Annotated in this window: 23 protein-coding genes; 11 read left to right on the top strand and 12 right to left on the bottom strand. The window is 44.1% G+C overall.

Going from position 1 to position 21,332, the window contains the following annotated elements; all coding sequences use genetic code 11:
* Window positions 1-33 precede the first annotated feature (33 nt).
* Entirely contained in the window at window positions 34-888 is an 855-nt protein-coding gene (ispE, locus tag CXF83_RS07010) for a 4-(cytidine 5'-diphospho)-2-C-methyl-D-erythritol kinase (RefSeq protein ID WP_101089931.1), read from the bottom strand.
* Complete coding sequence (gene lolB / locus CXF83_RS07015) at window positions 885-1,550, bottom strand: lipoprotein insertase outer membrane protein LolB (protein WP_101089932.1); 666 nt, start codon at window positions 1,548-1,550, stop codon at window positions 885-887. The genes ispE and lolB overlap by 4 nt, the downstream gene beginning before the upstream one ends.
* Before the next feature lie 269 nt (window positions 1,551-1,819).
* Between lolB and hemA the strand changes: the two genes are divergently transcribed.
* The 3 genes from hemA to prmC are packed head-to-tail and all read left to right on the top strand — an operon-like array spanning window position 1,820 to window position 5,058.
* Window positions 1,820-3,070, top strand: coding sequence for a glutamyl-tRNA reductase (gene hemA, locus CXF83_RS07020; RefSeq protein ID WP_101089933.1), 1,251 nt, complete (start codon window positions 1,820-1,822; stop codon window positions 3,068-3,070).
* Between the two features lie 13 nt (window positions 3,071-3,083).
* Entirely contained in the window at window positions 3,084-4,169 is a 1,086-nt protein-coding gene (gene prfA / locus CXF83_RS07025) for a peptide chain release factor 1 (protein ID WP_101089934.1), read from the top strand.
* Window positions 4,170-4,215: 46 nt separating this feature from the next.
* Entirely contained in the window at window positions 4,216-5,058 is an 843-nt protein-coding gene (prmC, locus tag CXF83_RS07030) for a peptide chain release factor N(5)-glutamine methyltransferase (RefSeq protein ID WP_101089935.1), read from the top strand.
* A 51-nt stretch (window positions 5,059-5,109) separates the two neighbouring features.
* Here the strand turns inward: prmC and CXF83_RS07035 are convergent, their stop codons facing one another.
* Complete coding sequence (locus tag CXF83_RS07035) at window positions 5,110-5,541, bottom strand: GNAT family N-acetyltransferase (RefSeq protein ID WP_101089936.1); 432 nt, start codon at window positions 5,539-5,541, stop codon at window positions 5,110-5,112.
* A 236-nt stretch (window positions 5,542-5,777) separates the two neighbouring features.
* On the opposite strand from CXF83_RS07035, the gene CXF83_RS07040 reads away from it, so the two are divergent.
* The 6 genes from CXF83_RS07040 to CXF83_RS07065 all read left to right on the top strand — a co-directional run bounded on the left by CXF83_RS07040 (window position 5,778) and on the right by CXF83_RS07065 (window position 12,507).
* Entirely contained in the window at window positions 5,778-6,173 is a 396-nt protein-coding gene (locus CXF83_RS07040; RefSeq protein WP_101089937.1) for a SirB2 family protein, read from the top strand.
* A gap of 8 nt (window positions 6,174-6,181) precedes the next feature.
* Window positions 6,182-6,961, top strand: a complete 780-nt coding sequence (locus CXF83_RS07045; protein WP_101090033.1) for a transglutaminase family protein — start codon at window positions 6,182-6,184, stop codon at window positions 6,959-6,961.
* Between the two features lie 164 nt (window positions 6,962-7,125).
* Window positions 7,126-8,394, top strand: a complete 1,269-nt coding sequence (locus CXF83_RS07050; RefSeq protein WP_101089938.1) for a DUF819 family protein — start codon at window positions 7,126-7,128, stop codon at window positions 8,392-8,394.
* 71 nt (window positions 8,395-8,465) lie between these two features.
* Window positions 8,466-9,314 (top strand): 3-deoxy-8-phosphooctulonate synthase, encoded by an 849-nt coding sequence (gene kdsA, locus CXF83_RS07055; protein ID WP_101089939.1) that lies wholly within the window; start codon window positions 8,466-8,468, stop codon window positions 9,312-9,314.
* 500 nt (window positions 9,315-9,814) lie between these two features.
* Window positions 9,815-11,374 (top strand): AbgT family transporter, encoded by a 1,560-nt coding sequence (locus CXF83_RS07060; RefSeq protein ID WP_101089940.1) that lies wholly within the window; start codon window positions 9,815-9,817, stop codon window positions 11,372-11,374.
* A 257-nt stretch (window positions 11,375-11,631) separates the two neighbouring features.
* Window positions 11,632-12,507: a DMT family transporter gene (locus tag CXF83_RS07065; RefSeq protein WP_101089941.1), complete on the top strand. Its 876-nt coding sequence runs from the start codon at window positions 11,632-11,634 to the stop codon at window positions 12,505-12,507.
* Window positions 12,508-12,555: 48 nt separating this feature from the next.
* Here the strand turns inward: CXF83_RS07065 and CXF83_RS07070 are convergent, their stop codons facing one another.
* The 5 genes from CXF83_RS07070 to CXF83_RS07090 all read right to left on the bottom strand — a co-directional run bounded on the left by CXF83_RS07070 (window position 12,556) and on the right by CXF83_RS07090 (window position 16,532).
* Window positions 12,556-13,254 carry a phosphatase PAP2 family protein gene (locus CXF83_RS07070; protein ID WP_101089942.1) on the bottom strand — a complete coding sequence of 233 codons (699 nt, stop codon included), beginning with the start codon at window positions 13,252-13,254 and terminating at the stop codon, window positions 12,556-12,558.
* Window positions 13,255-13,332: 78 nt separating this feature from the next.
* Complete coding sequence (locus CXF83_RS07075; protein ID WP_101089943.1) at window positions 13,333-13,437, bottom strand: methionine/alanine import family NSS transporter small subunit; 105 nt, start codon at window positions 13,435-13,437, stop codon at window positions 13,333-13,335.
* Window positions 13,434-14,933 (bottom strand): sodium-dependent transporter, encoded by a 1,500-nt coding sequence (locus tag CXF83_RS07080; protein ID WP_101089944.1) that lies wholly within the window; start codon window positions 14,931-14,933, stop codon window positions 13,434-13,436. The genes CXF83_RS07075 and CXF83_RS07080 overlap by 4 nt, the downstream gene beginning before the upstream one ends.
* A gap of 125 nt (window positions 14,934-15,058) precedes the next feature.
* A complete protein-coding gene (locus CXF83_RS07085; RefSeq protein WP_101089945.1) occupies window positions 15,059-16,081 on the bottom strand; it encodes a ketopantoate reductase family protein in 1,023 nt (340 codons plus the stop codon).
* A gap of 43 nt (window positions 16,082-16,124) precedes the next feature.
* The gene (locus CXF83_RS07090; protein WP_374702332.1) at window positions 16,125-16,532 is read right to left on the bottom strand and encodes a VanZ family protein; all 408 of its coding nucleotides are present in this window, start codon (window positions 16,530-16,532) and stop codon (window positions 16,125-16,127) included.
* A gap of 124 nt (window positions 16,533-16,656) precedes the next feature.
* Here CXF83_RS07090 and CXF83_RS07095 point away from each other — a divergent pair, with 124 nt between their 5' ends.
* Window positions 16,657-17,142, top strand: coding sequence for a YajQ family cyclic di-GMP-binding protein (locus tag CXF83_RS07095; protein WP_101089946.1), 486 nt, complete (start codon window positions 16,657-16,659; stop codon window positions 17,140-17,142).
* A 60-nt stretch (window positions 17,143-17,202) separates the two neighbouring features.
* Here the strand turns inward: CXF83_RS07095 and CXF83_RS07100 are convergent, their stop codons facing one another.
* From CXF83_RS07100 to CXF83_RS07115, 4 genes are all read right to left on the bottom strand, one after another.
* On the bottom strand, window positions 17,203-18,609 hold the full coding sequence (locus tag CXF83_RS07100; RefSeq protein WP_374702331.1) for an AmpG family muropeptide MFS transporter: 1,407 nt from the start codon (window positions 18,607-18,609) through the stop codon (window positions 17,203-17,205).
* A gap of 180 nt (window positions 18,610-18,789) precedes the next feature.
* Complete coding sequence (locus tag CXF83_RS07105; RefSeq protein WP_101089947.1) at window positions 18,790-19,110, bottom strand: hypothetical protein; 321 nt, start codon at window positions 19,108-19,110, stop codon at window positions 18,790-18,792.
* A gap of 92 nt (window positions 19,111-19,202) precedes the next feature.
* Window positions 19,203-19,784 (bottom strand): peptidylprolyl isomerase, encoded by a 582-nt coding sequence (locus CXF83_RS07110; RefSeq protein WP_232775180.1) that lies wholly within the window; start codon window positions 19,782-19,784, stop codon window positions 19,203-19,205.
* Between the two features lie 29 nt (window positions 19,785-19,813).
* A complete protein-coding gene (locus tag CXF83_RS07115) occupies window positions 19,814-20,380 on the bottom strand; it encodes a YajG family lipoprotein (protein WP_101089949.1) in 567 nt (188 codons plus the stop codon).
* A 223-nt stretch (window positions 20,381-20,603) separates the two neighbouring features.
* Here CXF83_RS07115 and CXF83_RS07120 point away from each other — a divergent pair, with 223 nt between their 5' ends.
* On the top strand, window positions 20,604-21,167 hold the full coding sequence (locus tag CXF83_RS07120) for a porin family protein (RefSeq protein WP_101089950.1): 564 nt from the start codon (window positions 20,604-20,606) through the stop codon (window positions 21,165-21,167).
* Window positions 21,168-21,332: the final 165 nt, after the last annotated feature.

Below are 21,332 nucleotides of genomic sequence, written 5' to 3' on the forward strand. Positions count from 1 at the left end.
GTGGCTGGGACAGAAAAGATATCCCAGATGTCGTTAACACTGAGCTAATCTCTGCATTAACGGTGACTTATTTGTTCCCTTCGCGACAAAGCCATTTATCGATGCTGGCAGCTTCGCCAAGACATCTTTAGCTTGTTGCTCTTGCTCGAATTGACCGAAAACACATGCTCCTGTTCCAGTCATTCTTGACGGCGCATATTCTAGCAGCCACGCTAAGGTCTTGGCAACTTGAGGGTGACGTTTTGCGACCAACTCTTGGCAGTCATTATGCCAAGGATTGGCCATTAAAGACTTAAGTGTGAGCTTGGGCGTGTTGCGCGGGAGTTCAGGATCTTGGAACACTGCAGCGGTAGATACATGCACATCGGGTACTAAAACTAGGTACCAAGGTTCACTTGGGGTGACGTCCTGCAATTGTTCACCAACACCTTCGGCAAAAGCAGATAAACCATTAATAAAAACAGGCACATCGGCTCCCAAAATCAAGCCTATCTTTGCTAATTCCTTAGTGGATAAACCGGTTCTCCAAAGTGAATTTAACGCCACTAATGTGGTTGCAGCATCAGATGACCCCCCGCCTACCCCCCCGCCCATAGGTAAGCGTTTATCTAACCAAATCTCGGCACCTTGCTGACATTGGGTGTGCTCTTGTAACGATTTTGCGGCTCGCAGAATTAAGTTATCGCTATCAGCAACAACGTCTGACATATTTGAATGCAATATCAAGGTCGTTTTATCAGTGACTTTAAAATCGAGGTAATCACAATGTGCTACAAATTGGAACAGAGTTTGTAATTCATGGTAACCATCATCGCGGCGACCGTTGATGTGTAAAAAAAGGTTGAGCTTGGCTGGCGCGGGCCAGCCCAAAGACAGTGGGGCGGTCATAACGAGGGCTCACTTGAGTTTGGTTGTGAACGATTGGTCGCGGGGGCATCTTCTGCTGCCAGTGCTTGCCATTGGTTTATCTGTATTTTAAGTTGAATGTCATCTCGTTTTAAATCCAGCAGTCGAGGTAGCTCGGCACCGCTCTGGGTTTGCCAACTTTTAAAGTCGACCTTCCAAGGGGGAGGCTGGGTGGCATTAACGAGGCTCAGCGGACGGTTTAGCGCATCTTGGCTAATAATTTCATCGCCACTGCTGAGCTGACCGGTTATCCAAAGTGGTAAGGCATCTATGGGAATGGTCCAACCGGTGATCCGAGTGAGCAAGCGTTGAGCGTCAGTATCGGTGTAGGTCTTGCCATCGAGCTCTAATATTGTATTGCCCATTGTGCTGGTTAAACTTAACACTGTGGTGCCCAGCATGGTGGTGAGCTTTAACTCATTAGAGAATGGGGTATGCAACCAATACAGGTTGGTACTAAATTTATCATCGGCGGTGCGCACCGCTAACTTGCCCTGCATTTCCCACGCATGGGCTTGTTCGACTTGGTCGACAGAGACGGGTACTAAGTTGTCTGGTATGGTAGTTGAGCAACCGCTAATAAAAATAAAGCTCAATATCACCCATGCATAAGTGTTTTTTGTGAAGCTGCTCAAATTATTCATCTATTACTGATATAAAAGAGCCCTTATGATACGAGGGGTTAGATAAATTACCAATGCCCATATGTAAAAATAACTATTTGTACAATGAACATCAGCGTAAATGAGAGTCATCTCTGTGTAAAAATAGTTAAAAAAGTGATGCTAATAGAAAAAATGGGTAAGAACAGAGATTATTATTCGGTTTTGTTAAGCATATTCTGTTTTTAACAAATCTAATTCAGTAGAATGGCACCCATAAATAAGATGCCCAAGAGTCCAGAAATAATCAAATGAGCCTTGTAGCAATCGGAATAAATCATAAAACGGCCACGGTCGACCTTCGTGAGAAAGTTGCATTCTCGCCAGACAAAATTCATGAGGCCATGAAGAGTCTAGCGTCGCACACTCAGTCGGGTGAAGCCGTCATTATTTCCACCTGTAATCGGACTGAACTTTACTGTAATAACGGTGAAGAGGCCGATGTTGTGCGGTGGTTGGAAGAATATCATCAACTTTCTCATGCAGATGTAGAGCCCTGCCTGTATCAATATAAAGATCAGGAAGCGGTTAAACATTTGATGCGTGTCTCTGCAGGACTAGACTCGCTGATCCTTGGTGAACCTCAAATCCTAGGGCAAGTTAAACAATCTTTTGTTAAAGCAAAAGAAGCTGGCACCGTTGCGTCCACAATGGACCGCTTATTTCAAAATACTTTTTCTGTTGCTAAGAAAATTCGTACTGAAACAGAAATCGGTGCCGCAGCGGTATCCGTTGCATTTGCTGCGGTAAGCATGGCAAAGCATATCTTCTCCTCTTTAAGCACCACCCAAGTACTATTGGTTGGCGCGGGTGAGACGATAGAGTTGGTTGCCCGTCATTTAAAAGACAATGGTGTAAAGACCATGGTCGTTGCAAACCGAACTCTTTCACGTGCCGAAGCCATGTGTGATGAGTTTGGCGCGACAGCAATTACGCTAGAACAGATCCCTGATTTTCTCCCTAAGGCCGATATCGTGATATCCTCTACGGCTAGCCCATTACCGATCATTGGTAAAGGCATGGTAGAAAAAGCGCTTAAGCAGCGTCGTCATCAGCCTATGTTGTTGGTAGATATAGCAGTTCCTCGAGATATTGAGGCCGAAGTAGCGGATCTGGATGATGCGTTCCTATACACCGTAGATGACCTGCAAAGCATCATTGAACAGAATATGGCTTCTCGAAGAGAAGCTGCCGAGCAAGCAGAATTAATTGCAGACGATCAATCTTATCAATTTATGGAGTGGATCCGCTCATTAGAGTCGGTTGACAGTATCCGTGAATATCGCAGTCAGAGTATGGCGATAAAAGATGAGCTGGTAGAGCGAGCGGTCAATAAATTGGCCCAAGGTGGTAATAGCGAACAAGTGTTGCTAGAGCTTGCCAATAAGCTGACCAATAAATTGATCCATGCCCCGACCCAAGCGCTTACTGCTGCGAGTCGCCGAGGGGATCTCAATTCTCTTGGACAATTAAGAACCGTGCTCGGATTAGATAAAGACTAAGGTTAGCGTTTTAATGAAGGACAGTGTGATTCGCAAGCTTGAAGGCTTGCTTGAACGTAATGAAGAAGTGTTGGCGCTACTGAGCGATGCAGGTGTTATTGCCGATCAGGAGCGTTTTCGCGCCTTGTCTAAAGAATATTCTCAATTAGAGGATGTTGTCAGTACCTTTAAATCTTTTCAGCAGGCCGAGGAAGATCTTGAGTCAGCTAAAGAGATGATGGAAGAGGATGATGCTGAACTTAAAGAGATGGCTCAGGAAGAGTTTAAAATTGCTAAAGCAGCAATAGCATCGCTTGAAGATGAACTGCAAATCCTATTGCTACCAAAAGATCCTAATGATGATAACAACTGCTTTATTGAGATCCGTGCAGGTGCGGGTGGCGATGAAGCGGCAATTTTTGCTGGTGATCTGTTCCGTATGTACAGCAAATACGTTGAAAGTAAACGCTGGCAGTTAGAAGTGATGAACACTAACGAAGGCGATCATGGTGGCTTTAAAGAGGTTATCGCTAAAATCAGCGGTGAAGGTGTATACGGACAATTGAAGTTTGAGTCTGGCGGACACCGTGTTCAACGTGTACCAGAAACTGAATCTCAAGGCCGCGTGCACACCTCAGCATGTACCGTTGTTGTTTTGCCTGAAGTTCCTGAATCAGAAGCAATTGAAATTAATAAGGGCGATCTGAAAGTCGATACTTTTAGAGCATCAGGCGCTGGTGGACAGCACGTCAACAAAACAGATTCGGCTATCCGTCTTACGCACATCCCATCCGGTATTGTGGTCGAGTGTCAGGACCAGCGTTCACAGCATAAGAACCGTGCTCAAGCGATGAGTGTGCTTACAGCCCGTATTCAAGCTGTAGAAGATGAAAAGCGTCGTAGCTCAGAAGAAAGTACTCGCCGTAATTTAGTGGGTAGTGGTGACCGCTCTGAGCGTATTCGTACTTATAACTTCCCTCAAGGTCGAGTTAGTGAGCATCGAATCAACCTAACCCTTTACCGCTTAAATGAGTTTATGGAAGGTGATTTGGATGTGGTTCTTGAACCGCTAATCCTAGAAAATCAAGCCGATATGCTTGCAGCTTTGGGTGACAACTAACTCAAGAACTATTGAGTTAGCTTGAATCTTAGAATAAGGACATTCCTTGCAATTGACTATATCTGAGGCCCTTAAATGGGCCTCTTCTCAGTTAGAAACCATATCCGATTCAGCGTCACTTGATGCTGAAGTCATGCTGCTTCATGTCATCAATAAGCCGCGTAGCTACATCTACACTTGGCCAGAAAAAAGCTTGGGCTCAGCGCATGTCTCTGAGTTTAAGCAGATGCTTGCTAAGCGCCTTAGAGGTAATCCGATCGCTCATATCGTGGGTGAACGAGAGTTTTGGTCTCTGCCGTTTAGAGTCAATGCCACCACTTTGATCCCTAGACCTGATACTGAAATATTAGTTGAAACGGCACTAAACTTACCCCTCGCTGCAAATGCGCGGGTATTAGATTTAGGCACGGGAACGGGCGCAATCGCATTATCGTTAGCGCATGAGCGTAACGAGTGGAAGGTGTGTGCTATTGATAAAGTCGACGAGGCGGTAGCACTGGCGATTGAAAACCGTATTAACTTAAAGCTTGAACAAGTTGATGTGTTCCAAAGCGATTGGTTTGATTCCGTCGAGTGCTATGATTTTAACTTGATCGTGTCTAACCCGCCCTATATTGACGAAGAAGATGAACATCTTTCTCAAGGCGATGTACGTTTTGAGCCGAAAAGCGCCTTAACTGCGCCGTTAAAAGGCTTTGCCGACCTGTTTCATATTGCTGATTGCGCCCGTGATTATTTAGCGCCAGGCGGTTATTTGTTACTTGAACATGGTTATCAGCAAGCTATCGAGCTTAGAGAGAAGTTGATTGAGCTAGGCTATGAAAATGTGGCCACAGTGCGCGACTTTGGCAGTAACGATCGCTGTACGTTAGGTCGTTGGCCTAGATAGCGAGTCATTATTACTGATTGTAAAGGCACTTTTAAAGTGCCTTTTTTGTATCTATACACTTAAATAAGATGACGATAAGGCTTTAACCATGAAGTATTTACAGCCCGTTTCTGGGTAAGCCTGTTGTATCCACTTAACGTCATAACCTCTGGTTTCATAAAAAGGTTTGGCCTGAAAGTTTAGCGTATCGAGCATGGCACATTTGCAGCCTCTCGATAGCGCAATACTCTCTGCTTCAGCAAGCAGTTTATGGCCGATTTGTTGCCCTCGTAAGCTCTCCGATACCCATAAGTTGTCAATCATTAACCAGTTGCCAAAGGTTCTTCCTGAAAACCCCGCTAGAAGTTCACCTGTTTCACTCTGCAGCTTTAATCCTAGCGGCAACCTTTCTGATACTTCCCAGTGTTGCCAATTAAACTCTGCAATTTTGTCTTTTACCACTTGGGCAAATGTGTTGCTGTCGTCCGAGGTAAATAGACCCATTCGCTTGCTGCTCCACCTTTTTTTATTGACGGTATAATATATGAACTTAGTGTTAAAAATAGAGACCGTGGTAAATAATACGCATACTCGTTGCTGATTAAGCTAAGCAGTTGTAAAAAACGACATGACTAATGGCTAAAATTCACGCACTTCATCAGGATACTATTGTCTGATATTGGTTATGGTTAAGGGGATCGGGTACACTAGCGCCTTTGTCGGCCAAAAGACCTAAAATCATGGAAACGTTCTATAGTTTGTACCCTGTGTTTAAGCATACTCACATGACATTTGTTGCGTTAAGCGTGTTGTTTTTTATTGTACGTTTTTCTCTTCATCTACGTCAGTCTCCGATAATGGACAAAAAATTCATTAAGATAGCGCCTCATGTTATCGATACCTTCCTGCTTTTGTCTGGATTGATTTTGTGCTTCTCGATTAAGCAGTATCCATTTGTTGATACTTGGATGACCGAGAAACTCGGTGCTGTCGTTGCTTACATAGCACTTGCGACCATCGCGCTTAAAGCCGATCGTAATAAATTATTTAAAGTCTTTGCTGCATTAGGTGCTTTAGGTTGGGTGTTTTATGCCGCTAAACTCGCGGTGTTTAAGCAAGCAATGTTGTTAGGTTGAAGACTGACTTGAAACTTAACGATTCAATTAAATTACCCGAAACGGCTTTTGAAGTTGCTGAGCATCTTGGCTTTTCAAAAGCTAAGAATGCTAACTGGGCTTGGCTTGAACTTGCGGGTTCAGTGCTGAGCTTTTATGTTGTCGATCGTCATGAACGTTTAGCTGGGCTACTCAATTGGTTTTATAATGACTTGGGTTTCTGTCCTCGCGAAGATTATTACAGTGCTGAGGCGGCAGATCTCGGTAAATGCATGACGTCAAAGCAAGGTAATAGCACCACACTGGCAACAGTGTTAATGCTACTCGCAAAGCAGTTAGATCTGAAACTTGAACCGTTACTTTTACCGGGACAAACCGTACTGCTTAGCCAGATTGATGACGATATTCGTTATATCGACCCTTTAACCGGTAATGAGTTTAGCAAGCACCAGTTGCATATATTGGTGCGGGGTGAGCTTGGTAATGCGGCAGCGTTAAAGCCGAGTTACTTAAAGCCAGTTTCAGTCAAGCGTCTAGTATCACGCATGATCCATGAGATGAAAGCGGGCAGTATTGTTGCGCATAAATTTGAGCCTGCGATGGAGTGCTGTAATTTACTGCTTCAATGGCACGCTGAAGATCTTAACCTCAATCGTGAACGGGCTTTTATTGCCCAGCAGTTGGGGTGTATCAGCGTTGCAACGGCTGACTTAAAGCATTTTGTCGATAACAGTCCACATGATCCCGTTATTGAACTGGTGAAGATGCAATTGAAAGAACTTAAAGAGGACGTTGAAACGTTCCATTAAGTGTAAAAAAAAGGAGGGCCTAACGGCCCTTTTTTAGTAAAGCTATCATTAGTATTAGAGCGCACTAATGCGCCATTAATGAAACAACAAATTGAACAGCAAGAATAATAACTAGGCAAAGTACTGTAAATAAAAGTACCGCCATTATCAGGGAGATAGCGTCAATGAGTAGTTCCGCTTCGGTCACCAGCGCATTAGTCACTAATGATGCAACAGCGCTCGGCATACTCGCCGTTGTGTTGGGTTTTGTTTTTTATACCAGCAACAGCAGTCACCCTTTTTGGAAGAAGTTTTATAAGTTCATTCCCGCATTATTGATGTGTTATTTTTTACCATCATTGCTCAATACCTTTAATATTATCGATGGTAGTACCTCGCAGCTGTATTTTGTCGCCTCGCGCTATTTGCTACCGGCTTGTTTAGTACTGCTTATTTTAAGTGTCGACTTGAAAGCCATCATGTCACTGGGTCCGAAAGCGATTATTATGTTTTTGACGGGTACCGTCGGCATTGTGATTGGCGGTCCGATTGCCTTGCTTATCGTCTCTAGCATCAACCCTGAAGTACTAGGCGTGACAGGCCCTGAGTCTGTATGGCGCGGTATGACTACGCTTGCGGGTAGCTGGATTGGCGGCGGCGCGAATCAGGCGGCAATGAAAGAGATCTACGAAGCCGGTGGTGAAATTTTCTCTATCATGGTGACCGTCGACGTTATTGTGGCTAATATTTGGATGGCAGTATTGCTGTTTATGGCATCAAAAGCCAAAGAGATTGATGCAAGAACCGGGGCAGACACTACGGCCTTAGAAGCATTGAAAGATAAAGTTGAAAAATACCATGCTGAAAATTCACGCATTCCAAGTCTAAATGACTTAATGATGATTGTAGCTGTGGGTTTTGGTATCACCGGCCTAGCCCATTTATTTGCCGACTTCTTAGGCCCATTTTTTGAAGCTAACTACCCTTGGACGCGCGATTATAGTTTAACCTCTAAATTCTTTTGGTTAATCGTAACGGTAACCACCATCGGCTTAGCAATGTCGTTCAGCCCTGTGCGCCATCTCGAAGCGGCTGGCGCGTCAAAAGTAGCGACTGTTTTCTTGTATATTTTGGTTGCGACCATTGGTTTACATATGGACGTGTCTAAACTATTTGATGTAGAAAATTTATGGTACTTTGCGATTGGTATTATTTGGATGACAGTGCATGCGAGCTTTATGCTCATTGTCGCCAAAATAATTAAAGCGCCGCTGTTTTATATGGCGGTGGGCAGTCAAGCTAACGTCGGTGGCGCAGCGTCTGCGCCAGTGGTTGCTGCGGCATTCCATCCAGCGCTTGCGCCTGTTGGTGTGCTTCTGGCTGTGTTGGGCTATGCTTTAGGCACTTATATGGCATGGATGTGTGGTCAAATCCTGCAAATAGTCGCAACCTAGTGTTATCGGTAACAATTTAATTTGAATAACGCCAAGGCAAAGGTCTTGGCTCACCAAGAGAGAAGAGATTGATGAGCAATAAAACCATTGGTTTAGGGTCGATTGAAATCGCAAATGACAAACCTTTTGTGTTGTTTGGTGGTATGAATGTGCTGGAGTCACGTGATCTTGCAATGCAGATTGCCGAGACTTACGCGGAAGTGACTCAGAAACTGGGGATCCCTTACGTATTTAAAGCGTCATTTGATAAAGCGAACCGCTCATCGGTTAACTCTTACCGTGGCCCTGGCATGGAAGAAGGTTTAAAGATTTTTCAAGAGATAAAAGCGACCTTTAACCTACCGATCATTACCGATGTTCATGAAATACATCAGTGTGCTCCAGTGGCTGAAGTTGTTGATATTATTCAACTGCCAGCGTTCTTAGCACGTCAAACTGACTTGGTCGTGGCAATGGCTCAAACTGGCGCGATTATCAATGTTAAAAAGCCACAGTTTTTAGCGCCTCATGAGATGCGTCATATCATCTCTAAGTTTAATGAAGCGGGTAACGACAATATTATATTGTGTGAGCGTGGTTCAAGCTTTGGCTATAACAACCTAGTGGTTGATATGTTAGGCATGGATGAGATGAAACAATCAGGCTATCCAGTGATGTTTGATGCGACTCATGCTTTACAACAGCCGGGTGGACGCAGCGATAGTGCTGGTGGACGCCGCGCTCAAGCAACAGAGCTTGCACGCAGTGGTATGGCATTAGGTTTAGCGGGCTTGTTTATTGAAGCGCATCCAGATCCAGATAACGCAAAATGTGATGGACCTTGTGCATTGCCGTTAAACCAGTTAGAAAACTACTTAAAACAAATGAAAGCGGTCGATGATCTTGTTAAGTCATTTGAGCCAATCGATACCAGTAAGTAATTTGTCACTTAAAGTCTATTTACTGCTAAAGCCTCGTTGAACAACGGGGCTTTTTTATGCCTATCTGAAACTGCAACAGTAGTAATACCAATCAGTATAAAGATTTGATCGCTCAGCGAGAATTTAGCGGTTCTTAGGCAAAGCCGCGAGTGAAGAGCATAGTCATTCTACGTTTAAGCTCGTTAACGCCGCATCAGAATCGCTAAAACTCGCCTATTAGGAGTGTTTTGGACTGCCTACTTCTGCGTTGAATGTACTCATAAGGGGATAACCATTATGTCCCCCATTCGCCTTGAATGAGTTTGCCAAAAACACTCTGAGTAGATACTGATTGGTATAACGCTATCTAATTTAAAATCAGCCGCTTAATTTAAGCTTGGGTAAAGCCACGAATTATATCCTATCGTTTACTAAGAAATCCGCGTTGCTGAGGTTGAGCCTGATGTATAGGTTTTCGCTTTTTAGCCAGACGGATAAAAACAAAATAGGTTGGATTGATTATGGCGAGTACACAAATCCCTGCTGATAACGGTGCGCAGGGCATGCTAGGTAAAGCGCTGGACGGTATTGAACGTGTGGGTAATAAATTACCTGATCCGGCGATGTTATTTCTAATACTGATGTTTGCAGTGTGGGGGCTCTCAGCGCTGCTGTCTGGTGTCAGTTTTGATGCGATAGACCCTCGGACTGACAGCCCAATTGTGGTGAACAATCTCCTGAGTGCGGAAGCACTCACTCACTTCCTAACCTCCATGGTTAGCACTTTTACCGCATTCGCTCCTTTAGGCGTAGTACTAGTTGCTATGCTAGGTGTTGGCGTCGCAGAGCATTCTGGCTTTATCAATACAGCGCTTAAACAGATGCTCAAGATAACGCCGGCAAAGTTTCTGACTCCTGCAGTGGTGCTGGTGGGTATTATCTCGCATACCGCAACCGATGCGGGTTACGTGGTGGTGATCCCGCTGGCTGGGGTTATCTTTTTCACTGTCGGACGACACCCATTAGCGGGAATAGCTGCAGCCTTTGCAGGAGTATCGGGTGGATTCTGTGCCAACTTCATTCCATCGGGAATCGACCCGTTACTGCAAAGCTTTACTCAGTCAGCGGCGCAAATTGTTGACCCAAGTATTGAGATAAACCCGCTTAACAACTGGTTTTTTGCGGCCTCTTCTTGTATTCCAATCACGCTGCTGATTTGGTGGTTAACCGATAAAGTGCTTGAGCCTAGACTAAATCGAACCCATAAGGTAAACCGTGATGAAGTGGACTTACCGGCGATGGATAAGGTTACGCCTATAGAGTTGAAAGCATTTCGAAGTGCCTCTTTAGTGATGTTAATCGCGATAGTGGGCTTTTTCTCACTAACTCTGCCAGAAACCTCAACTCTGCGTGATAGTAACGGCTCACTGACCAGTTTTAGTGCTCCTTTGATGCAGTCTATTGTACCGCTGATATTTATCTTTTTTATGTTGCCCGGACTCGTGTATGGCTATATCACCGGCAGTTTTAAAAACTCGAGTGATGTAGTGCAAGCAATGTCTAAATCGATGAGTGGTATGTCGCATTACATTGTAATGGCATTTTTCTGCGCTCAATTTGTAGCAGCATTTTCGGCATCGAATCTTGGGGCGCTAATTGCAGTTGAGGGAGCTAGTGGTCTTAAAGCGCTTAACTTACCGGCAGAGATAACCGTTGTGGGGATGATTATACTGGTTGGTTTTGTAAACCTGTTTGTGGGTTCATCCTCGGCAAAATGGGCATTGATAGGGCCAGTACTGGTGCCAATGTTGATGCAGCTCAATATCAGTCCAGATTTATCGCAAGCCGCTTATAGGGTAGGGGATTCAAGTTCCAACATCATTACCCCACTGATGCCTTATTTCCCGTTAGTGGTGGTCTATTGCCAGCGTTATGTGAAGGGTATTGGCATAGGAACGCTGATCTCTATGATGTTGCCGTTTAGCCTTGCCTTAATGACGATTTGGAGTGGTTGGTTACTGCTTTATTGGTCAATCGGATTACCGCTAGGGCTAGGGTCTAGTTACAGCTACGGCTTATAATTTAATGAGTGACTAATGTCAGTGTTAATGTGTGCAGCAAGCTAATAAAAGGCCAAGTTATTTAACTTGGCCTTTTATATATCGGGAGCTTGGTAATATCGAGGTTTTTACTGATGATGAATCGAGCTAATTTGATGAAGTACACTCTCCTTATCATCCTCACTAATATTCACTATTTAGCTGAATGCAGAGCGTATCTTCGCTAACCATTGCATAATGGACCGAAATATCCTCTAAATTTAGGTGTGCAGTATAAGATGGGATGGATTCTTTTTACTTTTCTTGCCGCGTCAATGCAGGCATGGCGTAACGCATTTCAAAGCCAACTCAGTAAAGACGTTAATACCGCAGCGGTAACTTTGGCGCGCTTTTTATGGGCGACGCCTATTGCACTGGTTTATTTAGGCGGTTTATATTATTGGCAGCCGGTCGGGCTGCCTTTTGTTACTCTGACATTTAGCCTTTATGTGCTTGCAGCCGCAGCAATGCAGATCCTTGCCACCGTGCTGATGGTTAAGCTGTTCAAAATGCGAAACTTTGCAGTGGGTGCTGGTTTAGCTAAAAGTGAAGCTTTGATGGCTGCTATTTTTGGCGTGGTATTTTTTGGCACTTACCTATCATGGCTAGGCTGGTTGGGAGTCTTGCTTGGCGGTGTTGCTGTTTTCATCATGAGCAGTGGTCATAAGTTAAAACAGATATCCATTCCCACTGTGATGCTAGGTATCGCTTGTGGCAGTGCATTTGCACTGACTTCACTTTGGGTACGAGCTGCTAGTCTAAGTTTGGATCTGCCATTTCCTCACCGTGCGGCCTGGGTACTATTGTTCGTTATTGCGATCCAGACATCGGTACTAGTGTTGTATGCCTATGTGGTTGATCGAAGGACGATTGATAGCCTATTAAAACGCCCGAAACTGACGTTATTAACCAGTACCACCAGTTGTTTAGGCTCTATTGGTTGGTTTAGCGCTATGTCTCTGCAAACAGTGCCGTATGTTAAAACACTTGGGCAAATTGAGGTGTTCTTTACGCTGTTAATTGCCGCTTTCTGGTTAAAAGAAAAGGTCAAAATAAAAGATATGGCTGCGCTAGTGATGATCGCAATCGCGGCGATTTTGGTGATGTGGGGTTAACGCTAAACTTCAATACCGCGAGACTCTTAATTCTGTTCTTAGATTCAACTAACCAGCCTGATATCTATGCGATAGATAGCGGCTTATGTTAATCGATATGTGAGCTGCTAGGACTCCGAAGGTTGCCCCTGCAAGTAGATCACCTAAGAAATGGTAGTTCTGGCCGACTTGTCCAGCTATCGCCCCTAACATGGCTATCATCCAAATCCCTTTTAAGCGTGGAAACCGCCACCAAAATACGCTCACTAGTGCGAAGGTAAAAAGGGCATGCCCAGAGGGAAAGGAGTTATAAGCGAGCCCTTGGGCAAATGGGTGGAAGCCCTCTACACCATCGGTAATCCAGGATGGATTGCTCCCCGTTGCGGTATGGACCCAAGTTTCAGGCCAAGTACGACCAAAGGCAAACTTAGCACTCACACGAACGGCACTGGCCATGATTAAGGTAATAGTGAGCGTGAGTGCGAGCGAAGCAAACTTTTCTCGGCCTTTGGGGGTAATGCAGCAGATAAGTACCAAGGCGGATAATATTTCAAACAGTAGCGGCATTTGACTCAAGGGTTTAAAGATATAACTGGCGTGACTATACTGATGCATCCAACTGGCAATGCCGCGATCGAGAAATAGCACACTGAAAAGTGTCAGTGATAGGGCGGCAAGGTACAGCCATATACTGGTGCGGATATTAATTGATGGCGCAAACTCTGTAGTAGGTAAACGCATGTTAATTGAAGTTGTAGGCTTACTCATCAATGGCTTAGCAGCAGTTTTAGTTGCTAAAGAGTTTAAGGATTGAGGCTGCTAAGCACAAGTGATTTTGCGATGTACTTATTGCTTGCGTGATGCTTTCATTGCAATAGCAATACAGATTGCAGCGCCACCCCAAGTGATGATCAGTGCAAGTACCATCATAATGATTGCTCCAGTACTCATGGTTTACGCTCCTGTGGTAGGTGTTGATTCGACACTAGGCCGATAAAGATGGCACAAAAAAGCATTAGTGCGATAAGACCCCAGCCTAAAAGTAATTGATCGACGACGGGGTAGTCGCCATAGCCATTTTGAATAGTATTAATGAGGTTTTTGACCAGGATCCCTGCCAACATAATAGGGCTAATAAAGCGTAAGCAGACGATAAGCCACTTACCTACGCTAAACTCGCTACTGCGATTAACATAATCTCTGACATCTGCCAGTTTGAACAGCCAGCCCATGATCAATAGCTCAATCAAACAACTGGTCAGCAGTGCAACGTTGTTGATGAAGTAGTCCACCAGATCCAATAGCAGTAAGCCGCCATTACTGGAGAATGCAAGTGAGGTGATATAGCCTAGGGCACACACTAACAAGGCAGCTTTCTTTCTTGAAATAGTGATTTTATCAATCACCGCGGATACCACGGCTTCAATTATCGATATATGCGAGCTAAGCCCTGCAACCACTAAGGCAAGAAAGAACAATGGTCCGAGAATATATGGTATTGGTAATAAGTTGATTGCTGCAGGAATAGTGACAAACGCGAGTCCCACCCCAGAGGTGACTACTTCGGTGATCGGTTTCGATTGTTCAGCAGCCATATAACCCAATACCGCAAAAATCATGATCCCACCGAGTATAGAGAAACCACAATTGATCAGTACGGTCATAAAGGCATTGTTGTTGATATCCGATTTCTCTGGTAAATAACTGGAGTAGGCCAGCATGATGGCAAAGCCAACACTGAGGGTGAAAAATATCTGTCCATAAGCGGCTGACCATACTTTAGCATCGAGAATTTTACTAAAGTCAGGCCTAAACAGGTAGTTGAGCCCATCTAAAGCGCCGGGCAACATAACGATCCTACCAATAAGCACTAACACCATGATAAATAGCAAAGGCATCATTATTTTACTGGCGCGTTCGATGCCAGCTTTCACACCGGAATAAACCGCCAGAGTGGTTATTGACCAGGCGACCGTCATCGGTATTGCAATGTGGAATTGTAGGTCACCAAGCTTAGTGGGGGAGTTGTCGCCTAGCGCTAAGTATTCGTCGAAAAAGAAACTATTGGTGTCGGTGCCCCAACTTTGGTCGACAGAGAATACTAGATAGGACATTGCCCAGCCAATAATAGCGACATAATAAACGGCAATAACCGCTGCGATAAAGACTTGAAACCAACCTAACCATTCGAGTCGTAACCCAATACTTTGCCCTAGCTTGGCGAACACCTTTGGCGCTGCTCCGCGGTATTTATGGCCGAGGCTAAATTCCATAATCATAAATGGAATACCTGCTGAGAGCATGGCAAATAGGTAAGGGATAAAAAACGCACCACCGCCATTTTCATAAGCCATATAGGGGAAGCGCCAGATATTGCCTAAACCTATGGCTGAGCCTACAGCGGCTAGAATGAAGCCGGTTCTAGAATTCCATTGTTCTCTTTGCATCGAACGCGCCTTTTCCTTCCAATTACTTGATTGTAAATTGGCTGTGGTGGCTTAATTTTAGTCTGAATTCAGAATCTTGCTTGAAATGACGCAGCGCTTTATACATTGGTCATTAGCTGCAGGGCCTAGCGGTGATATTGTCGCTCTAAATGCTTAATCTGGTCGACAAGTTGCTGGTTCTGAGGCGTGGTAATACAATGCCGTTTTGCCATCTGGACAACAAAACCATTAATGGAGTCAATTTCTGTGGTTCGTTGATGCAGCACATCTTGATGCATCGACGAATAGTTGTCGGCCGTAAGCGTTATTACTTGGTAAACCCTATCTAACACTGAAGGTAACTCCAATGGAATATGTTCGGCATTTGCGACTTTTACCAGCTCTGTGACCGCCGCTATGATGGTGTCACGGTATTGCTCATGTGCAAGCTGACCATTTTGACAATTATGGATCGCGGTCAGTGGATTAATCGCGACATTGATTGCCAGCTTTTGCCAGAGCATAGTCAAGATCTCTTCACTCCACAGACTTTGTGGTATGGCAGTTAAAAGTATGTTTTTAAGCGATTCAGATAATGTTTTCTGGGCAGAAGGCTTTTGCTGTGAAGCCGTTCCTAACGGCTTAAAATGCTTAGGCAGGTGAAAAGTCCCTAGCTGAGTGACCCCTTTGCCAGTTTGTTTGGTATGCCACTGAGATTGTTTTAATGCGGCTTGAGAGGTGGTGCCAAGACTAAGGCTCTGCCCGTTGAGCATTTGGGCAACGCCTAAATGCGGTCCCATTCCATTGTGTAACAGTAAGATGTTGCACTCAGTGCTGAGCATGGGGATGATTATTTTGAGTGCGGCGCAGACTTGATATGCTTTGAGACAAACAATGAGTAGATCGGTCTCTGGCAATCGCTGCGAATAGTCATTTAGGCCAACAAACTCTGCAATCTGAGTAGACTCAGTATTGTCTAGATTGGTAAACGTGAGCGGTTGTAATTGTGAATGCGCAGCCCTGCTAATGACGTTAACTGCTATTTTGCTCGCGGAGACATCAGTGCTTAGCTGGTGATAGATCAGTTGCCCTATCGCACCAGCGCCAACAATGCTGACCTGCTTTAATAATGTCGAATTTGGTGAGGTTGAATCGTTGGCTAAGATCATCAGTGATTTATGTTCTTTAATTATCAGGTATTAGCTTCTTTGCTTAGCCTACACTGTCGTCGATAACTTTCGCAGCTTTAAAGTACTTTATATAGAGCCATAGCGTGAAATAAAACAGCGCGATACCCATCATGTCAGCAATGACATCAGCAACGGAAGCGCTGCGGTAAGATAGCTGAGATTGGACCATTTCGATAAAGACGGCATAGACGGCTAACACGACTGCAAGTAAATACCATCTCGGTTTAAAGGCAAAATAGGTCAGACAGGATAGGACAAAAAAACTGCCGAGATGACCTAGTTTATCAAAGTTAGGAATGCTGTTGATGTTATAATTTGGCTTGGAAAAAACCAAATAACTAACGACCATTAAGGTTATTGCTAACGCGAGCTTGAAGATATTTTGTTTGTTGATCACATCGTACACACTGGAGTCATTTGCCTTTATCATAAAAAAATAGGCCGATAAAGTCACCTATAACTATGCTTGGTATCAATTTAATCCTTATTACCTCTTCAAGTCATCGCTTTTCGTGGGTAAAATACGGTCAAATCAAATTTTAAGGATCAAGCGCATGCCTTCAATGGATATCGTGTCTGAAGTAAATGAAGTCGAATTACGTAACGCCGTGGACAATTCTATACGTGAATTGCAAGGTCGCTTTGATTTTCGCGGCAAAGAAGCCAGTTTCGAATATAAAGACCATGCGGTGACGTTATCTGCCGAAGATGACTTTCAATGTAAGCAGTTAGTGGATATTTTACGTATGCAATTAAGCAAACGTGATGTTGATCCTAAGTCGATGGATGTTGCTGATAAGGCCATACATAGTGGTAAAACTTTCTCTTTACAGGTGAAATTTAAAGAGGGTATCGAAACATTAATTGCTAAGAAGTTGGTTAAGCTGATAAAAGACAGCAAGCTTAAAGTGCAATCTTCTATTCAGGGTGACTCGGTGCGTATTACCGGTAAAAAACGTGACGACTTGCAAGCAGTTATGGCGCTAGCGCGCGAATCGGATCTTGGACAACCGTTTCAGTTTAATAACTTTCGGGATTAATCGCTTTCGCGACTCATCCTAAGGCGTTGACAACTCATGTTGTTATAAGAGAGCTCACCGTTAACTGTTGAGCTCTTTTTGTTGGGTGCTTTCATCAGCGGTCACTGTTTGAGTCTCGGGGACATACTTTTGCACCAACAGCACTAGGCCTAATACTGGGAAACCGATTAGACTGGCACCAACAAAGAAACTCACGTAGTCATAAGCATCTATGTACGCGCCGGAGAAACCGGCAACAAACTTAGGAAATAGCAACATGATGGACGACAGTAATGCGTATTGCGTCGCACTATAGCCGGTGCTGGTTAGGCTAGAGAGATAAGCAATAAAGGCTGCCGTTGCAACGCCACCGCTGAAATTGTCGACCGAGATCGCTAGTGTTAAAAAAGGCACGTTGTAGCCAATGACGGCTTGATAAGCGAAGAGTAAGTTGGTAGTGGCGACCAAAAATGCGCCTAGAAATAATATTTTCATTGTGCCGTACCGAGCCACTAATAGCCCGCCGGCACCAGCGCCCACCAGCGTCATGATCAAACCATAGACTTTACTTAGTGTGGCAATTTCAGCTTTAGAGAAGCCCATGTCTACGTAAAATACGTTTGCCATTACGCCCATCACAATATCTGAGATCCGATAAGTCGATATTAACAGTAGAATTAGGATGGCACTTTTACCATAGCGTTTAAAGAAGTCGAGAAAGGGCAGTACGCTGGCGGTATATAACCAAGACAGAGTGGCCGCTATTGCTGGCGAGTAACGCATCGAAAACTGTTGCTTAAGCTCAGCTTCTTTCTCATCGGCCTCTTTAGATTCTACTTTGGGTTCATCGCTAAATAGCGTGGTGATAATACCGACGGACATTAAGCCCGCCATGGCTAAATAGGCTGTTTGCCAAGACACTAAGCTATAGGTGTCATTACTCGGTTCAATCCAGGCGGCGATGGTTAATGCACCTGCGGTCGCAATAATCATTGCGCTGCGATAACCCACTTGATAAGCCGCGGCTAGCGCTGCTTGCATCTTTTCTGACGCAGATTCAATTCTGAATGCATCAATAACAATGTCCTGAGTTGCAGATGCCAAGGCAACCATTAAGGCAAAAACAGCCAGCTTTTCGATATCGACCAGAGGATCGCTCTGGCTCATGCCTACAATGGCAACGACCAGGATCAGTTGGGCGAATATCATCCAGCCTCTGCGCCGGCCAAGTAGCTTAGTGAATATAGGTAATGACATTCGATCGACTAGCGGCGACCATGCCCATTTGAAACCATATACTAATGCTATCCAACTGAAATAACCGATAGCCGTTCGGTCTACTCCCGCTTCTCTTAGCCAAAAAGAGAGTGTTGAAAAAACTAACATTAGCGGTAAGCCAGCTGAAAACCCCAAAAGTAATAGGATCAGAACCCGTTTATGACAGTAGATCGAGAGTGATTTTTTGATGCGCTGAGAATAAGAGGTCATTGACACTGAAGGCACACGCTTGCTTAAAAAGTCAGGATATAAACAGCTTACGGGTGAGTTTGCTTTGGTTCAAGGATTTAATGGTGGGGGCAACGAATAATTGGTTAGACCCACTAAAAAGCCCAAAGCGAGAGGCTTTGGGCTTTGGGTGTTGCTTTTAGTTAAAGCTTTCGATTGAAACTAAGGTCTAACGCCTACACATCCTTGAGGAATTTCTCCACCAATACTGAGATAGTCACAGCAGTCATCGACTTGCTGCCTCAAGAACTGATTACCTCTAATTGCCCAAAAGGGCCATTTGTCGAAGGAATGCAGTAGGTGCCAAAACACACGTTCCATATCCGTTTGCGCATCACCCTGATGGTCATACATCTGCCATTCTTCTAGGGTGTCCCATAGATATAGCTGGATTTCATTGAAATCGAGTTGATTACTTAAAAACGCTTTTCCATAAAAAGCCAGCTGGGGCGCTTTATCATCAATGAACTCATTTGGTGTCATTGAACCGCCTCCTTATTACTTACTCAGCAAGTATAGGATCTAATTTAGGGCTTTTGCTCAAATAATTCAAAATAATTCAAAATTTACATTTGTTACTTTCTAGGCAGCAAAGTCGCTTTTTTTAATACTATGTCTTCGATAGGAAAGTCGGGCCATTTAAGCTTACTGTTAAACTCTGTTGGCACCAAAGCCATTGCCGCGAGAACTTCCATGCCTGACGTGACTTCACCAAAAACGGCATAGCCCCAACGGCGCGATGAAGGATCGAGCTTTTCGTTATCGGCGATATTAAAATAGAATTGGCTGGTGGCTGAGTGTGGCTCAGCTTCCCGCGCCATTGCGATTGTACCGGTTAAGTTGGATAAGCCACTGCCAGACTCATTCACAATGGGTTTATCCGTTGGACGTTCATCTTTATTTAAATCCAGGCCTCCTCCTTGCACGACAAAGTCTGCAATAACGCGGTGAAATAGCGTGTTGTCGTAGTGGCCTTTTACAACATAGGTGAGAAAGTTATCAACGGTCAGTGGTGCGCGGGTTCTGTCGAGCTCAACCACTATTTTTCCCATGCTGGTGTCAAACTCAACCTCGGGATATAGCGTATTAGGTTGAATATCGACAGCATGGGCAAACGGCGTGAGTAATAACACGACTAAGCTAACGCAATTTATCATCCAAGATTTCATAATCTTCCTCGTTGTCGTTATTGTTGTATGAACTGATTCAGTTCTGGATCATTAATAATGTCACGAGTGAGCTCACCGAGTAGCTTGTTCATTTCAAGTTCAAGGGTGGCGAAATCAGCACTAAAAGGGCCTTTTAACATGCCTTTTGCTCGATAGCGTTTAGTCAGCGACTGATGCGTATTTTGAGCAATGACATTGATGATGATCTGACTATTAGCTTCAAAACCAAAAGTACCTTCATCTACATCTGTTAATAACTGTTCTATTTGGATTTGTAAGTGCTTAACCGAACTTGGGTCGACATGATAACCTGCTTGAGAAAAGCCATCTCTAAAGACCTGATCCATTTGTACTCGTGGTGCTTCGCTCGGGCTCACTAAGCGCGCTGCATTGTCGCCATCATTAAATCGCACGATGAAGTTAGCTGAACGGGTATCGATAGTTTCTATCGCGATTGGCAGTAGGGCACCTGTCTGTTGCGTAATACTGGGGATTTCTGGATTTAACGCAATGTGTGTTGGGGGCTGGCTCGCGCAGCCTATAACGGAAAAAGCAACTGCAATTATCAAAAGTTGAGGTTTCATTATCACTATTTTTGTCAAAAATTGGGTTGGCTCCAGCATACCAGAAGATGATCTGATTTCCAGAGTCAGAGTGGATTTTTAGTACATCAGTTTTTCTGACCGTTTTTGTTATGGCGGACGCAATAAAAGTTGTTGTAATATGGCGGCTTAGTATAAGTGAACTGTTTATTTCTATGTATTAGTGGATTTCACTATCTTTGTAAAGTGTATTAAGGGAACAAATATGCGTATTTTAACAATCCTGGTCGCGGGTTTATTGAGTTGTAACGCAATGGCTGCTGAAGGCGAACATATTATAGGCGGTAGTGTGGGCTATGGCGGTAATGAAATTGATGGATTCGAGAAGGACACTTCAACCAGTGGTGATAACGTTGTTTATGATATTTACTATCGCTACATGTGGCATGACAATTTCGGTATCGAGGCGGGGTATTTTGCCGGTAGTAGCGGATTAGCCAGTGCTTTTGGGAGTATTTTTGGCCAGATTAACGATATCGAATATTCAGGTTTTAGAACCACTCTCTATGGAAAGTATATGTTATCTGAAAGAAACAGCTTATATGCTAAGTTAGGGGGGAGCGCTAATAAGCTGAGCTATGAATGGGGAAGTAGTTGGAGCAATGACGAACTTCAACATTCTAACGAAAATGATATTGATTTATACGCAGCTGTGGGGTGGGAGGTTCGTTTTCATTCGGGCTTTGGTATGAATATTGAGTACCAATATATTCCCGTTCAAGCGTTAACGGCTCAAAACGTTAACTTTGGTATCAGTTACCAATTTTAGAAGTGTAGATTGAATGCTAATAGCGTCTTTAATATAAGGCGCTATTTGCTGATAGAGAGTTGCCACTTTATATTTATCCCCTCCTCTAACCGCCATCCTTTCTATAGGCTATAGACCTAATTGATTTACAGTTCGTTAACAAAAAAACCTTGAACAGCTTTTAAC

The sequence above is a fragment of the Shewanella sp. Choline-02u-19 genome (assembly GCF_002836205.1).
GTDB lineage: Bacteria > Pseudomonadota > Gammaproteobacteria > Enterobacterales > Shewanellaceae > Shewanella.